11 protein-coding genes are annotated in these 17,613 nt (G+C 35.2%); 1 reads left to right on the forward strand and 10 read right to left on the reverse strand.

The genetic code is table 11. The features are described from left to right. Nucleotides 1–112 precede the first annotated feature (112 nt). Nucleotides 113–2,410, reverse strand: a complete 2,298-nt coding sequence (locus tag MHH98_RS18880; RefSeq protein WP_340713393.1) for a hypothetical protein — start codon at nt 2,408–2,410, stop codon at nt 113–115. A gap of 357 nt (nt 2,411–2,767) precedes the next feature. Next, nucleotides 2,768–4,135, reverse strand: coding sequence for a S41 family peptidase (locus tag MHH98_RS18885; RefSeq protein ID WP_340709318.1), 1,368 nt, complete (start codon nt 4,133–4,135; stop codon nt 2,768–2,770). Nucleotides 4,136–4,422: 287 nt separating this feature from the next. Between MHH98_RS18885 and MHH98_RS18890 the strand changes: the two genes are divergently transcribed. After that, nucleotides 4,423–4,974: a hypothetical protein gene (locus tag MHH98_RS18890; RefSeq protein ID WP_076034153.1), complete on the forward strand. Its 552-nt coding sequence runs from the start codon at nt 4,423–4,425 to the stop codon at nt 4,972–4,974. A 348-nt stretch (nt 4,975–5,322) separates the two neighbouring features. Here MHH98_RS18890 and MHH98_RS18895 read toward each other — a convergent pair whose 3' ends face one another. The 8 genes from MHH98_RS18895 to MHH98_RS18925 form a co-directional block, all read right to left on the reverse strand. Further along, complete coding sequence (locus MHH98_RS18895) at nt 5,323–6,876, reverse strand: Ig-like domain-containing protein (RefSeq protein ID WP_340711609.1); 1,554 nt, start codon at nt 6,874–6,876, stop codon at nt 5,323–5,325. 68 nt (nt 6,877–6,944) lie between these two features. Continuing rightward, the gene (locus MHH98_RS18900) at nt 6,945–11,504 is read right to left on the reverse strand and encodes a S8 family serine peptidase (RefSeq protein ID WP_340713394.1); all 4,560 of its coding nucleotides are present in this window, start codon (nt 11,502–11,504) and stop codon (nt 6,945–6,947) included. Nucleotides 11,505–12,104: 600 nt separating this feature from the next. Continuing rightward, entirely contained in the window at nt 12,105–12,272 is a 168-nt protein-coding gene (locus MHH98_RS22180) for a JAB domain-containing protein (protein ID WP_445329616.1), read from the reverse strand. Between the two features lie 72 nt (nt 12,273–12,344). Continuing rightward, nucleotides 12,345–13,559, reverse strand: coding sequence for a hypothetical protein (locus MHH98_RS18905; protein WP_340711610.1), 1,215 nt, complete (start codon nt 13,557–13,559; stop codon nt 12,345–12,347). Between the two features lie 874 nt (nt 13,560–14,433). Further along, complete coding sequence (locus MHH98_RS18910) at nt 14,434–15,462, reverse strand: hypothetical protein (protein WP_340713395.1); 1,029 nt, start codon at nt 15,460–15,462, stop codon at nt 14,434–14,436. A gap of 263 nt (nt 15,463–15,725) precedes the next feature. Then, on the reverse strand, nt 15,726–16,277 hold the full coding sequence (locus MHH98_RS18915) for a hypothetical protein (RefSeq protein ID WP_340709323.1): 552 nt from the start codon (nt 16,275–16,277) through the stop codon (nt 15,726–15,728). Nucleotides 16,278–16,635: 358 nt separating this feature from the next. Then, on the reverse strand, nt 16,636–16,827 hold the full coding sequence (locus MHH98_RS18920) for a hypothetical protein (protein ID WP_340709324.1): 192 nt from the start codon (nt 16,825–16,827) through the stop codon (nt 16,636–16,638). Between the two features lie 171 nt (nt 16,828–16,998). Then, nucleotides 16,999–17,457 carry a JAB domain-containing protein gene (locus MHH98_RS18925; protein WP_340709325.1) on the reverse strand — a complete coding sequence of 153 codons (459 nt, stop codon included), beginning with the start codon at nt 17,455–17,457 and terminating at the stop codon, nt 16,999–17,001. Nucleotides 17,458–17,613: the final 156 nt, after the last annotated feature.

Raw genomic sequence — 17,613 nt, forward strand, 5'->3', positions numbered from 1 at the left:
TCTGTTGTTTTATTGGCTATTTTTCTATTTTAACAACATCTATCAGTCTTTTTGATTGGAAAAACAGTTAAAAAGTTAAGGTTAGCAAATACTAATTTTCTTTTCGAATGGTTCAATCTATTTTTGCATATCCTTCATCTATTTTTTTCTTTATTATATCTAAACGTTTTTGTAATTCTTTTTTTACTACTACATCTTTTATCTTATCTATGAAGAACTCTGCATCCTTAACTTCTGTTGAACATTGATCTAATACATCTTTATCGGCATTTTCCCAATTAATATTTTCTAATGTTGTAATTATTTTTCCTGCGTTTACTTGTGCTTTATTCTCAGTTGCTCTTAATTCCTCTATTTTTTTGTCTAATTCATCAAGTCGTTTTTTTTCATTAGATAGTTTCGCTTGCGCTTCTTGTGATAACTTTCCATATGCTTCTAACGCAGCTTTCACTTCAGCTTCATTTTCAATCCCAACATTTTCTACAGTTAATGCTAGTGCTTTTGCATGTGCTTCATGAAAAACTTTTACAGCTGCTGTCACTTCAGATTCTGCTTTATAGCGATTTATTTCGTTTTTTTGCGCTGCTAAATTTGCAAGATTTGCAAAATCAGCTTCTGTCGCACCTTTTGCTATTGCTGCTTTTACTGCTGTGTCTGCTGCATTATATTGTGTTTCTGCTTTTTCTAACTTTGTTGCATCATCAATTGAGTTGTTTGTCAAGAATGTGAGAGCTCCTAATTTTGTTGTTGCATCTTTAATCGCTGCTTTTTTCACTTCTTCGTAGCGATTAATTTCTTTTCCTTGCGCTTCTAAATTTGAATAGTTCGAACCGAAATCTGATACTGTTGCACCTTTCGCTCTTGCGGCATCTACTGCTGTTTTTGCTGCATCATATTGTAATTTAGCCGTTGTTAAATTGCTTGCAGAATGAATTGAATTAACAGCCGTATATTCAAGTCTTGCTAATTCATATGTTGCTTTTGTAATTGCCGCTTCTTTTGCTTCATAGCGGTCAATCTCCACTTTTTGATCTGCTAATTTCCAATAATTCGTTCCAAAATCTGAAGTTGCTGCACCTTTCGCTCTTGCGGCATCTACTGCTGTTTTTGCTGCATCATATTGTAATTTAGCCGTTGTTAAATTGCTTGCAGAACGAATTGAATTAACAGCCGTATATTCAAGTCTTGCTAATTCATATGTTGCTTTTGTAATTGCCGCTTCTTTTGCTTCATAGCGGTCAATCTCCACTTTTTGATCTGCTAATTTCCAATAATTCGTTCCAAAATCTGAAGTTGCTGCACCTTTCGCTCTTGCGGCATCTACTGCTGTTTTTGCTGCATCATATTGTAATTTAGCCGTTGTTAAATTGCTTGCAGAACGAATTGAATTAACAGCCGTATATTCAAGTCTTGCTAATTCATATGTTGCTTTATTAATCGCTACTTCTTTCGTATCTCTTCCTTCATAACGGTCAATTTCTCTCCACTGCGCTGCTAATTTCCAATAATTTACACCAAATTCTGACGTTACTGCTCCTCTCGCTACTGCGACATCAACTGCAACTTTTGCTTCGTTATATTGCCTTCTAGCATCTACTAAATTTGTTACATGATTAATTGTGTACACTTCATAAAATTTTAAAGCTTCTAATTTAGCTATCGCTTCGTTTATGACAGCATAATAACTACCTGGACCTGAATTTATAGTACCCGTTTGTCTTCCGTTATCTACTATAATTATTTGTCCACCTGGTATTGTAATCGTACCGTTTGCCACTCTTTTTCCGGCGTACCATAAACCATTGTATTGGATCACACCTTCATTTAATCTTGCACCATTGTACAAATCGCCCTCGAATATTCTAAGTACTGTATTCAATGCACCATTAATGTATAAATATCCAGTGTTCGGGTGAAGTCCTGTAAATGCCGTCCCATTTAAGTAAAATACGCCTTCATACGTACCATTTGCTTTTTTGCCATTTGAATAATATATGTCTACTACTAAACCTGTATAGGCTTTACCCTTTAAGTAGTAAGTCCCTTTATATGTGCCCGTTGCCTTTTTTCCATTTTTATAGTAAATCCCGCTTGCTATACCTGAATAAATTTTACCTTTTAAATAATATCTTTCTTTATATATACCAGTTGCCTTTTTTCCTTTTTTGTAATAAGTATTGCCTTTTGTACCAGTGAATAACTCTCCGTTTTTATATACTTTTCCTTTATAAGTAACCGTGCCTTTTACTACTTTTTTAGTAGCTTTAAAAACTAATATTCCATTAGAAATTTTGTAATTTGTTGCCGCTGAGGCATCTTCAGCTCCACCTACTACTGCACCTGTAATAATTGCCGCTCCTAACGATAATGATAGTAACGGTTTAATAAATCTCAAATTATACTTTCCCATTCTAATATCCCCCACTTTTCAACTACACATTATTTGAAAGCATACAACCAATCAACATTGACCAAATACGGTATTTTATGAATTGGCGAATGCAAAAATGCCTAATGTGTATATAATCATGTTCAAGGTTTAAATTAGATTGGAATTTAATCAGAATAGAATAATATTTGTTTATCCAGATTTTCAAAGTTACCCTGTTAGGCTTTAATGTTGTTTATTAGTTAGTAACAATAGTCCATATGAACTTTCAATAGTATTATGTATAGTTTGTTACAACAAAAAAACGTAGTCAGAGAAGACTGGCCATATTTAGCACATGTCTTTTCGACTACATATTTTAAAATGGTTAAGGTTGGCTTAGTTTGCAACCTTCATCTCGGCAAAGGCACCTGGAGATTTTTTTGTTTTGCTTTTTAAGACAACATAATATCTCGTGCCAGGTTTTAGCTTATCATTAGGTATTAGCTTCAATTGTTTGTTTGATGTTTTTTTAACTTTAATAGATTGTTGTTTCCCACCAATTTGCAGTAAAGATACTTTAGCATTTTCCATTGTGCTCCATTTCATCTTCGTACTACTTTTGATGGTGATTGTTTTCTGAGTTGCTTTTTGGCTAATGCTTGAGAGCTTGTTATAATCTTTCATTTGTTGTTTTAAGAAATCGCGATGGCTGTATTCTATTTCTTTACCAACTGGTGTTTTAACATTTGGGGTGATACCTTTTTTCTGTATTTTGGTGTAGTTTGGGCCCATGAATTCTCCGATGGTTAGTTTTAACTGGCTACCATCCTTTAAAGAAAATACTTGCTGCATAACACCTTTACCATATGTTGTTTGTCCGTATAATTTGGCTGCTTTTTGATCTTTTAGTGATGCTACTGTCATTTCAGAAGCGCTCGCAGAGTTGGCATCCATAGTAATTGATACGGGTGCATTCCATCTAATCTTTTGCTTTATCGGCTCTGTGTAGTAAGTTTCACTATCCTTATATTTAAACAAATAAGCTACTTGTGCTTTTGGAAATAAACCAATTACTTCTTCAGCTGCAGTAATGTAACCACCGCCATTACTTCTTAAGTCAAAAATCCAGCCTTTCATACCAGGCATTGATTTAATAGCCTTTTGAATTTCTTTGCTACTATTCTCCGCATAACTATTAAGACGTATGTACCCAATGTTACCCGCTAGTTTTTCGGTCTCAACATTAGGTATGTTGATGACTTTACGGATTAACGTTTTCGTAAATGTACTGTTTGTTTTTGAGCGATATATGGTTAAAGTTACTTTGGTATTTTCTTTTCCCGTAATAAGCCCAATAGTTGTTTGAACTGCTTCTCCCGCCAAATTCTTACCATCGACTGCCTTGATAATATCTCCTGCAAGTATGCCCCCGTTAGCTGCGGGCCCCCCTTTAATAGCCGAGATAATTTTCAATCCATTAGTATGTTCTTCAATCGTTACACCGATTCCGACTAACTTCATATCAATCGAATTTGTAAAATCCTTATATTCCTCTTTGGTCATATAAACGGAATACGGATCAAGCTGTTTTGTTAAATCTCCGATTGAAGTACTATTTAACACTGATTCCGATACATTTGGATAATAGTATTTCTTCACTAACTGCTTCACTTCATCCAGTGGTTCTGCTGCATAAGCAACCGATGTCGTAAAGAAAACGCATAAGGCAATAAGGCTCAATACATAAATCCGTAGTTTCTTCATGGTATCCCTCTTATACTAGTAAGTTTATTATTTATTTTACCATTATATTGAAACTGATGATAGTTATGTAATATTAATATTCTACGACATTTCACAATACACTATGTTAATGTGGATTTGCTTGAGTAATGGAACTAAACACTAACAGAAAACAAACTGTTATGATGATACGGAAATCGATAGCTTTATTTAAATACAAAGACCAATAAATACCTTTTTTGACGTTCGAAGTCCAATATTATAAAATAAAAAAATACATATATTTCACAATAAAGGGAGTGATAACTATGAAATTTCTTACGCGTTTTCTATGTGCTTTTGTACTGCTCTTTTCAATAATTGCAGTTGTAGTACCAACTAATTCCCATGCGCAGAGCATTAAAGTAAACAAGTCATTTAAAAGTGCTGCAAAAAAAGGCAAACTTCTTGGTAATAAAGGCTATGTCGGTATGACTTATAAAGAATTGAAGAAAACGGTACCTGGTAAAGCTATTATTGCCGAATCTGTAAATGTCTATAATGCTAAAAGAGGCGGTACTATGTATGGATTTGAACAATATAATCCACATACTGGTTCAATCTCGTTTAAAGTTAAAAATACTGATGATGTCGAGTACATTTCTAACAGTTATTCTGGTAAATTAACGCACAAACAAATGATAAAGTATTTTGGTCATCCTGTTGGTAATCGTACATATGGTACCAAAAACAAGCTTTATAAATCAGGTGTCTATTATATTGGCTTCCGTAGCTATAAATCGGGTAAAGGTTATATAACAGATATCGCGATTGGTACACGCGATATGATGGATTTAGCTGCATATTTTAATGGATACTAGTATCAAATAAAAATAGTTGAATATAAAGTGAGTTTTAAAAAAAGTGAAAGAATACTTAAAGAGCCAGCGATTTACACATAGATCGCTGGCTCTTTAGATTTACTAGCAGAAGGACTAAAACTTAAGAAAGAAGGTATTTAATCGTTCAATAAAAAACGTAGCTATAAAAGACTAGGTAACTTCACCCTTTGCCTTTATAGCTACGTATTTAAAAGGTACTGAATACTAAACAAAAACTCAATTATTTTTGATTATTGAGATTAAAGGATTTATCTTAGCAAATCTTCACTTAAGAATTCACTTCACATGATATTCCTCTTCATTTCAAATCACTATATTTCATTCTTCTTATTTTTTTACAGTAATCACTTTTGCTTTGCCTACATTACCTGACTTGTCTTTTGAATAAATTGATAACTTCGTATTCACTTTCTGTTTTTTAATAGCGACTGAGAAAGTACCTTTCTTTGATACTGTCGCTGATCCAATAATCTTATTGCCAGCTTTCACATAGACTTTTGAACCAGCTTCAGCTTTCCCAGTTACCTTAGTAGATGTTGTTCTCAATGAATTTACTGAAGGTGTTTTTGGTGCAGTCTTGTCTATTACTGTCATTTTCTGAGAGGCACTTGTATTTCCTACATCATCTGTTGCATTAAGTGTTAGGATAGTACCTGCTTTTTGAGAATTGATATTGATAGAAAATACACCGTTTTTATCCGAATAACCTGTACCGATATATTTCCCTCCAGCTTTGATAGTTACTTTCACTTCAGCTTCTGTCGTTCCTTTTACTTTACGGTCTTTGTCAGTGACTGTCTTGACAATTGGTTTCTTTGGGGGTGTTTTATCCTCGACTATAATCGTTGTTTCCGAGCTAACTTTATCAGAAGCGCTTGCCGTTACATAAAGAACTGTTCCTGCTTTAATCTTCACATTCAATGAAATAGCAAAAGTGCCATCGGCTTTAGTAACAGCTTGCGCAAAGAAATTATTTTTATCCGTTACTGTTACCTTTGTACCTGCATCCGCTGTACCTCTAATTTCCATACTTTCAGATGTTACTACATTGACTTCTGGGGCATGTGGAGTCACTGTTGGGTCAGGAACAGGTGTTGGATCCAACGGAATCGTCGGAACTGGATCTGGTTTTGGTGTTGGTACTACAGGTGGTGTTGGATTTGGATCTGGTTTTGGTGTTGGATCTGGTGTAGTTTTTGATGAAACCAGTTCAAAAGCATTTGTTTTTGCAGTAATACTTTTATCTGCCAGGCTAACTGAAGCTGTGTACATGCCTACTTTAGATTTTGAAGAGTCAAAACTAAAGCTATATGTCCCATCTTTAGTTGTTTTGACCGTACTCTCTGTATTTACTTTTACGCCTTCTCTTTCAATAATAATATCAACAGTCTCATTGCTGACAGGTTTATTATCAAGCGTCACTTTTCCAGTTAGTTGGACCTTATCGCCAATTTCATATTTAGATTTATTACTTTGCACACTTATGCTCTTTTTTGAAACTGGATTTGTATTTGTTAATTCAAAATTTGAATAAGCAGGCGTTGCATTCTTTGCAGTAATTTGAATCGTATAAGATCCACTCTCGTATTTCTTAGGAGATATAGTTTTAAATATGTTGCCGTTTCCGTCCATTTCAGAATCTTTCCATTGGTAGGTTTCAACGACTGTACTCCCTTTCTTTACTTGCATAAGGGGAGCCGTACCCGTTCCTGCTTTTCCGTCCTTTAATACCACTCCCGATATATTTATCTTATCTCCCGAAGTATATTGTGAAGCATCAGTATTTACTGTAATCGTTACACTACTAGCTGCTAAGGCGGGAAAAACTGCATTTAAAAATAAGAAAGTAGCAATTAAGCTTGTGATTAGGCTTTTTTTCAAAACATTCACTCCCATATTCGTAGATAAGAAGTAGGGAGGCAGTTTCTGCCTCCCTATTATTCTTTTTTTTAGTTAACTGTAAATGATTCGAGGTTGCTTGAATCTGCTAGTGGAATTGGATTTTCATCGTTATCCCATACAAACACTTCTACTGTATATTTACCTTTATCAAATGATTCTAACGGGATATCTACTCCAAAACTATTTCTTGATTTGCTATTAATCTCTTTCGATTTCACTTCTTTAAAGTAAACAACTGCACCATCTTCATCTTTGACTTGGAAGGCTACTGTAGGATTCAACTTGTTTTTCCCCTGGTTTTTAATGTTTGTTTTGATGCTTACACTGCTTTCTGTTGTGAAGGATGTAGCCTTTTCACCGTTTGAATCACGTGTTGAAAGGGATTCAACATTTACAAAATAATTTGAAACGGTGAAATTAGTTTCTAGCTTTTCACTTTCAGCACTACCAGCTGCACCTATTAATAATTTGTAACTACCACTCTCAGCCAAAATATCCGGTGTAAATGTAGCTTCATATTTTTCGCCTTCAGCAGTATCTAAATCTATTACATTTCCTTTTGGATCAATTACTTTTGCCTCCCACGTAATTGATTCCGTAGCTTCTGCAACAATATTAGCTGGATTTTCAACTGTTACATCGCCACCGCCATTTGAAATCTCTACTGATTTTACAAATGGTGCATTTAGAGCTGCCCCTTTATAAATAGCTATCGTTTTCTTAGTCACATGACCCGCAAGATCTGAAACTTCGAAGACAATATCATTTCTACCTTCGTCTAATACTAACTGAACTTGTTGCTCGTGAGTTAGTGCTCTCATTTCATATGGCTCATTGAATTCATTTGTATATTCTTCACTGCCATTTACTAATAAGCGTAATTCATCAAAGTTATCTGTAACAGTTACTGTAACAATAGGATCTCCATCTTTTGTTGTTTCAGCAGGTTTTTCACTTTCAGTAGTATCATTAAGATCCTTACTTTCAGTTCCTTCATTAGTAATTTCACCTTCTGAAGCGGTAATAGGATCTTTACTTTCAGTTCCTTCATTCGGTTCTTTGCCATCATTAGGGTCTTTACTTTCTGGCTCTTCAGTAGAATCTTTACCACCAGTAGATACGAAATTATTAGCTGGTAGGTTACTTACAGAAAGACTAGGTGCCTGCGTATCAACAATTACTTGTCTTCTAAATTCAATTTTATTACCAACTTTATCGGCACCTGCAATGAAAATGTCATGCACACCATCTTCTGTGAATGTAATATGTGTTGCAAATTCATGTTTTTTTGTGACTTCATTGTATTTTAAAACTACATCTTGTTCTGTAGGGTTTAATTTATCGCCCTTGATTTTCAAATACTCTACTTGTGATGCATCTGTTACATAGCCAGTAAAAGGTACTTCGCGTGTATCATAAACGCCCAGGGCTTCCGGTGTGTCAGATACGATATAAGGAATTGTATTGTCTCCTGGGCTTGACGTCTCTTGTCCACTATTATTAAACGCATAATCATATGCAACAACCTTAACGTTATCTTTAACATCAAATTTCTGTAAGTCTAATTTAAACGCATTGCTTGTACCAGGATTTACCGAACCTAAGAGTTCATTATCTAAATAGATTTCAAGATATTGTAATCCACTTCCTTTATTATCAGTAGCATTGAATGAAAGGATGCCCGTTTTGTTACTGAAGGCAATGTTTGATACAACCGGTGCTGTGTTATCAACAATAACAGGGATTTTAGTTACTTGTTGTTCTTTACCTGCAAAATCAACTAGTGTTTTTACTTGATAATAATATGTTCCGTCTGCTGCTATTTTATTATTCAGTTTCCCATCCCATTTTGTATAAGATGGTTTATATGAATAAATAGAATTGTTGCTCTTCCCATTATGATAATTTTTGCGTTGCTCTTTATCAGTTCGAAGCTTGCGCAAAACTTTGCCGCTTGTATCGGTAATCGTATATTCCACTGTTTTACTGTTTCGCAAGAATGAAAGCACAGGCGCTACTGATTCATTTTCACCATCTCCATTTGGAGAAATAGCAATTAAATCTTTGCTGTATTTTTTAGTGAATGGATTGTATCCAAGATAACTCCCTTGATCATCTACTGTTCCTGAAACGTCATAATAGGAGCCTGTGTCATAAATCATTTGATCTAAAACTGGCGGCTTATTCCAATCTCCTTTAAAGCCTAGGTATGGAATTGATAAATCTGGAAAGACGACATCTTGTGATTCATTTGTAAGCGTTATAAACCCTTCAACAAAGTAGCCATTCTTTTGGATGCTTTCTAATTCTGTTTTTGCATTTGAAAGGTCTATTTCAACAGTAATATCTTTAGATTCCCCTGCAAATAAGGTAATCTTTGGCGTACCTATTTTTACTACTGCGCCTTTAATAACTTGTTCCTTCAAAGCATTTGTTGCTGAAGTTCCTGAACCTTGCGTTGCATCAGTTAAAACAGATGCGCCTACATTATAAGTTGCATCTTCTTTGCTGAAGTTGGTAGCTGTAACAGTCATTTTGAACTTGTCAGTACCGATTTCCTTCAACTCAACTTTACCTTCACTTGTACCCTTTGCTTCTACAAACACTGGCGTTGTGACTGCAGCATTCAATTGCATTAATCCTGCACCTTGAAGTCTTGGTGAGTAAGGAATATTGTCATTTGATGATTCCGTAACAATTTTCGCTGTATTCATAAGCAATGTTTTTGCGCGTTTCACTTTTTCTACACCTTTTAAACCTGGGAATAATTCTTGAACTTTTTCCAAGACAAGTGCTGCACCACCTGATACATGCGGGGCTGCCATTGATGTCCCACTCATGACACCATACTTATCATCATTAAAAGTAGAATAGATTTGTCCGCCTGGAGCAGTAATCTCTGGTTTCATTTCAAGACTCGGAGTGACACCCCAAGAACTAGTAGCTGCCATTTGCCCCTTAGAACCATTAACAACCGTAGTCATTTTTCCATTAAAGTTTACTTTTCCTGTGCCGCCTGCTGCTTTGATTTTTGTTTCTAAAGTGGTACCATCTGCTACACTTAAAGAAACAAGTGGAATTGTTGGGCTATTTAGTGCCATGTTTACGTAATCGCCATGTGCTGCAGTTCCTCTAATAATGACACCTACTGCACCTGCTTTTTCAGCTTGAGCTTGAATTTCTCCATAGTTTGGATTCGCTGCTGTTCTGACTGCGAATACTACTTTCCCTTTTACTTCTTTACCTTTATATTGTGCTGCACTTCCATCGCCAACATAGACAACATCTTTTTCAGGCGATTTTCCAAATACTTCTAGAGGTATTGGGGACGCCTGCGTTTTATAAGCGATTGGCAACGTTTCTTCCCCTATTTTCAATGTCATTTGATCTAATGTGATTTTATCATTCTCAATGGAAGCTACTGATATTGAATTGGCGGTAAGCCCAGGAGCACCGACTAAACCAATATCAGGATTTGAAGCTAACGGATTTTCCCCGTAATTATAGCTAAACTGACTAGAGTTACCAGCCGAAATAGACATTAATACTCCATTTTCAACAGCTCTTTCTACGGCTTTTTGCTCTAAACTATTTGAATCAACAAAGCCTGCCGTTGAGCCTAAACTCATATTCAGTACATCTGCACCAAGTATAATTCCATCATCAATTGCTTTAATATAAATATCCCCAAAAGTCGATGGCATTGCTTGGTCATTACCAAACACTTTGAGTGCTAGTAATTGAGCTTGTGGAGCTACACCTTTTAGTCCGTTACCTGTTTCGTCACCATTTGCTCCTACTGTGCCTGCTACGTGCATTCCATGCATTGTAGCGTCAGGGCCAAGATCACGAATTTCTTTGTTTTTATCAGCGTAGTTGTAACCATAAGGAACCTTCAAAGAGTAATATTCACCAGGAAGATTATTATTTTTTACAAAATCAGCTACTTTTCCTGATGTCAATTTATGTTTGGCATCTTCTTTTAAAACCATATCATCATGGGTATTATCAATTCCTGTATCAATGATTCCTACAACCATGCCTTTTCCATCATAACCAGCATTCCATGTTTGAATGGCTTCCACCATGTCTTTACTAGATAGCATTGTAGGTTTTACAGTTGGTCTTTCGTACTCATTAACAATGCTCACCGATTCAACATTCGGCAATTTTTCAAGATCCTCTATTTGACCAAATTCTATTTCTCCACTGACTCCATTGACAACAGTAGTGAAGGTATTTTCCACATCAAAATCAATCTTTTTTGTTTCCACATCTGTCATGAATTCTGATTGTTCATCTTTCACAGTGTTTTGTAATTCTGTTTTCTTTTCTTTTGCTAAATCTTTATATCTTATACCTCTTTTAGTAGAGTAAGAGATGGCTGGGGCTCCTTCCAACTCAACTATTACCCTAACAGTGTCACTATCCTTATACTCATTCGTGGCTTCTTTAATTTTTTTGTTCGATTTTTCAATCTTCACAAGTTTGTCGAGATCACTTGTTTCAGCTTTTGCAAAAGATGTGCTAAACGCAGCATTTGAAACAGTTAATAAAGAAACTAAACCAATAATCGCACTCTTTCTCAGTTTTTGAATTTTCTTCACTCGTTTCTCCCCTTTTTCAATTAGTGAAATAATAAACCCCCGCTCCTCTCTACTTAGAATAAAACCTAGTAAATTAAACTATTTTACTAGGTATCCAAAATGTATCATTCGAAATTTAGCTAGTAAATAGCGAAGCTTGTAGTATTTTGAATATTCTAAAATATATTTTAATGCATTAAAATATCTCTTTTTTATTTATTTTCTGTTTAAATTCATATAGTTAAGTAATGTTTTAGATTGAATACTTTAAAAGGAAAATATCAGAAAGTTATCACAGAAAATATACAACTATTAGAGGGTTTTCTCCCATCATCGCTGTTTTTCAACATTATAATTAGTTCTGTATTATTCGACATGACTATTGTTTCTTAATAACTATTTGATTGACTTAGACACTTCCTCTTTTTGATTTCTGTTACATAGATAGCTACTATTACCGCATGTCATCTATAGTTGTAATTAGTGGCCATTATCTACATGGTTTGTGAGATACATCACGCTTTTCTTTCATAGTTCCTTTCTCAAATATAAAAAGCCTTTACTCCTGTTAGAAGGAATAAAGGCTCTTAATTTATTGGTATAAGATGAACTATTTGAAGGTTAGGTTATTAAAGTTGATCTTTTTAGTAATTCTATATCCTCTGGTGACGGATTGACATGTCCAGAGGGATGATTATGATATATATTTGAAATCTCACTTATTACGGCAAACAAAAAACCCCTTACCCTCCGAAGAGACCAGGGGATAATTTGTTTCAATTGTTTCAACTAACATGAAATTCATGATTGGTTGGTTGGCACTGATTGATAATTATAATTATTCGAGAATAACTGTACTATCTATTCAAAGAAATCGGCTTTATTTACACCATCAATAATAATGTTCCCTGTACTTGATGTTGAGGTGATTTTAAATTGTGCTGCACTTACTTTTTCAGCTTGAGCTTTTACTCCAGTGTTCATTAAACGATTATTTATATGATTCACCAGATCATCGATTGTCACAAAATTGGATGTTAGTTGAATATTTGCCGTAGTTGTGCCGTCACTAATTGTAAATGTTCGATTTTTTGAGGTATCCGTATCTGTTCCTAGCCCAGAGGATTGCTCAAAGAAGTACGACCAATCTGCACCTTCTAATGTAAATGATGAAGCGGAACCCGGTTGGAATGCGCTAATTTGGAACGTATCTTCAAATCCAAAGGCAGCAATTGGACGATTCAATATACCATTTTCTCCGTCTTTTTTATAATAGAAATCTTGAATGTGACTCTCTACAACACTGCCCATTGATACTCCTTTAGAAAAATCTGTCGAAAGTGCCCATGAAACATAAATTGGTATACGATCTGATCCAATGACAATAGTAAAGTCTTTTCTATTACCAGTAAAATCACTTAATGTAACAGGTTTACTAACGAGTTTTGCTTGAGTTCCTTTTACAGTTGAATAGTCAAAATTCGTGATCATTTTACTTGTGATAGCCATTGGAACTACAGTTACGGTGAATGTACCTGCTTTAATTACTTGTCCATCTTTTTTCACTTGAACAGTAATTGTAATTGGCCCCCCCAACGCAACACCTGTTACTATAGCGGTTCCACTAGAGTCATTAGATACAGTAGCTGCAACTTTCGTTGAATCACTAGATGTGAGGACGAGCGTTTCATCATTTTCAAGGTTGATATGATTACTTCTATCAACCCCAGCGCTAGTTACTGTTACATTTAGCAATCCTGTTAATGCTGTCACTTTACTATTTTCAAAGGCAACTACCGCTAAATCTAATGCAGCTTTTGCATCAGCTAATTGTTGGTTTGTTTTGTTTGCAGAATTTGTTACAACTAATTCTGCCACATCAATGGCTTCTTTTAATGTCGCTTTTGAGCCTTTTACATTTTGACCGATTTCTACTCCTTCTTCCGTATTCTTGTAAAGATTTGTTGCTTCTGTAATGGCTGTAGTTAGTGCAGTTGTATCTCCTGCTTTAATGATTTTGCCCTCAAAATTTGTTAAGGCACTATCTAATTCTGTGGTCGCTACATCTAATTGCACTTGAGTTTTATTAGCTCTGTCATCATAGACACTTTGAGCTATCGTTATAGCTGTAACTAAAGTATCTTTATCTACTTGGGCTACCTGACCTACTTCTATTCCTACAGTCGTTCCTTTTAAAACTGCAGTTGCCCTACTTATTTTTTCATTCAGAGCAGTTGTATTTGTACTATTCTCGTCTTATACCACATTTATCGTAGCTTTCGAATCGAGCCTTCACCATGCAGGCGGCTTTCACCGCACATGGCGATCTATCAATGGTCATTTTCATTCATGAAAAATATAGATGTGATTGAAAACTACCATAGACTGGGTTCCTTCGCTCCTACATGTTTTATCCTCCTCATATGTTGCCATACAAGTACTAGTGGCATGTGATCGACACTACTATGAACCCGCAGCCATTCTCTTTGCTTCGTCGATGCTGATTCACCTCTTCAAAGAGAACTTCAAACGTTCCGTTATTTCCATCCCTGATTTTGACAGCCTTAGGTTTCCACTATTCAGGTGTGAGAATGGTTAGTTTAACAGTCAATTATGCTAACCACCAATACATCATTTCTTATATAAGGATGAATATCGAACTCCTAGCATTTCGCGCTATTCACTACCTCACCCTGCCTACATGGATTCGTCCGCCTAACCATAGCTGTCTTTTAAAGAGCCCCGCCTCAATTCTTCGAGTACGACTTCACCTGACTTAACCCCTTTTGCGTATCAGCGCATCACTGGATCCAGGAGGATTAGGCACTTGCATAAAAGACTGTTTCGCAAGGATAGGGATTTCACCTATCAATTAGAAAGTAACAGTTAGAAATAATCAATCATTCCCACTTTTTTCACTAGTTTATTAGCTTATAAAGTAACGTTTCGTTTAATTTTTTTGAGGAGTCGTATATTTTGTAATTGTACCAATAGTAATCGAACCATTTGCATTTACTGCCACTTCAATTGTTGCTTTCTTATCATCAGTTGCAATTGTGATGATTGAAGTCCCAACTGAAATAGATGTCATGGCAATTTTACCATCTGTAATTTTTACTGTTGCTACTTTTTCATTACTTGAAGAAACTGAAGTTCCTACCAATCCTAATTTATCTACATTATTAGCAATGTCACTATTTATCGTAGATGTAAATGTTATTTCTCCAGTACCACCTGAAGATGATCCACCACCTGTAGAACCAGAACCTGGTGTAGTATCAATACCATTAGTAACTGTGATTGTTTTTCCATTTGGTAATGTAATAGTACCGTTTGCAATGCTAGCATCTTTGTACCATTTACCATCTACTTGGACAACGCCTTCATTTAACTTGCTTCCATTATAAAGTTGGCCTTTAAATACAATTAGGTCTGTGTTTAATAATCCATCGATGTAAAGATTATTTGAAGTTGACTGAATGCCTGTAAACACTTTACCCGCTTCATAATATTTTCCTCCATATGTGCCAGTCCCCTTTTTACCACGGTTATAGTAAACACCGGCTTTTAGACCTGTAAATACTTTACCTTTTGAATAGTACATTCCTTTGTAAATACCCGTTGCTTTTGCTCCTGCTTTGAAGTAGATGTTATTCTTCACGCCAGTATACACTTTACCATTTGAATAGTATTTTCCTTTGTATGTACCTGTCGCTTTTTTACCGCTTTTGTAGAAAACACCGGCTTTTAGGCCCGTTAGAGTTTTACCATCTTTATAAACTTTACCTTTGAATGTTTTTGTACCCTTTACTACTTTACCGGTTAGTTTTGAGATTAACCTTCCTTTTGAAACTTTGTAGTTTGAAGAACTTGCTGCCTCCACACTATTAATAGGTACTGCAATGGTACTTGTTAATAAAACTGCCCCTAACGCTACTGACGTTAACGCTTTAACCTGCTTTAAATTGTTTTTCTGCATTATCCCACCCTTTCAAACATTTTATAGGATTAACTACTCATTAAAATTCCAAATAGTTTTACCATTCTCAATTATCTAACAATTAATCCATTTAATCTATACAATAATCTGTAATTCAAAAAATTTTGTTATTCGTATACTCAACTATTAACGTCCTAACTGCGTGAGTTTTACTTATTCATTATTTTTAGATAGACAAATGATAAAATGAAAAAACCTAACCTCCAATGAGATTAGGTTCATTCAATAAGCGCACACTTCAATCAATCTTTGTAACGTTGAATTAATTGATATTTGATTTTTCCATTTTCCGTTTCAAGCACTTTTCCGTAACCTTCAACGAAATAGTCGTAATGTTTGGCACTTGCTTTGCCAATTTGTACTTTGATTGCATTCGGAAATGTTTTATAAGGTGTTTTCGCATTTGCTTTAGTAGATACAATTTTACGTGTTTCTTTTTCATCATAGCTATTTATAGTTGTCCATTGTTTGTTTTTCTTTACAGGTAGGGCTAACAATTTACTTTTAGTCGTTTGCCATTCATAATATCCGGTTGCCGTCTGCTTTTCATAAGAAAAGCTACCTCCCATTGCAGAAGATATCATCCACATTGTTCCTTCTTTTGTGTTTTCAGCATACTCATACCTAAAATTAGATTTCTTTTCAGACGTATCCATGTCTAGATCTAGATAATAGCTATACGAATATTTCGCGTTATGTATGTAACTCGTTTTAGCACTTGCCTCCGTTGTGCATATGCATAAGAGTACAAATACTCCTAAAACTGCTGATACAAATTGCATCCATCTTTTCATATACTCACTCCTCTTCTACTCCCACAACACATTAATAGGTATTATTATATAATTTTATCATAAAAATTGTTAAAATATTAGACGTTTATACTCACTGATTATTCATATATGCTTGTCATTGACCTAATGAACCTAAAGCTGTGATAACTGCCACTGCAATGGATACGACTATTTTTTCAATCATCTAATTACACTTCTTGTCTTCACTCGAGACAGTTATATAATAACGTCGTCAGTTTTTAGGCACGCCAAATAAGCACATACTATGTAACGCATGCACTTTCCTGTTTCTATGCCGTTGTCATTTACTTATGTCGTCAGTTTCACGTTAGAAATGTCGTGAGTTTCCCTGACCAAATCATTGAGTCGGTACTTCAATTACTTCTCCATTTTTCATCCAAATAGCACTTAATAGTTCAGAATTTTCATACAATGTAATATCAATCATTAAGTATTCATCGCCTTTTTCATCTATAAAATTAGCTGATGATACGAGAACCTCATCTGGTAAATTCTTTATTACATCTTCTGATATTAAATTTGTATCCAATTCATTCGATACATTTCTACTGTTTCATAACCAACGTCCTTCAACTCAATCTTTTCTTTCATCATCTTTTCTAGAGCTTGCAAAAAGCGTCCTAGAGTCGTCATCTTATCCACCTTTCCTTTCTAACATATTTTGATTTTGAAACACGTTTCTAGCTATTTCTAATGCCTATTACATGTATCCTCTCTCTCTAAAAGATAGATAACTATCTTCACCCAAAATGATGTGATTCAATAATTCTATTCCTACAATCTCACCTACCTCCTGCAACCTTTTGGTTACTTCTATGTCCTCTGACGATGGTTCTACATTGCCGCTTGGATGATTATGACAAACCATTATACTAGCCGCATTCGACAATATAGCTGGCTTTATTACCTCTCTTGGATGTACAATACTAGCGTTTAGACTACCGATGTGAACAGTATTTAAATGAGTTGGCTCATTCTTTGTATTCAGACACATCACTAGAAAATGCTCACGATCTACCTCTCCTAGAAACTCTCGAAACAATTCCGCACCATTTTGTGGGCTTCTTACTTTGCGATTACTGTACAATAACGATGTTTCTTTCACTAGCTGAACATGTACAATATCTACTCTTTTAGATGCCTTTTTACCTTCAACCATGTTTCATTCCTCCTCCATTAAAAATAGCCCTAATACCAGTGGTATTAAGGCTTCTGATTCAATCATGATTATGATATATATTTGAAATCTCACTTATTACGGCAAACAGAAAACCCCTAACCTCCGAAGAGATTAGGGGCTAGTCACTAAGACTTA

It is taken from the genome of Viridibacillus sp. FSL H8-0110 (genome assembly GCF_038003565.1).
In the GTDB taxonomy this organism is placed as follows: domain Bacteria; phylum Bacillota; class Bacilli; order Bacillales_A; family Planococcaceae; genus Viridibacillus; species Viridibacillus arenosi.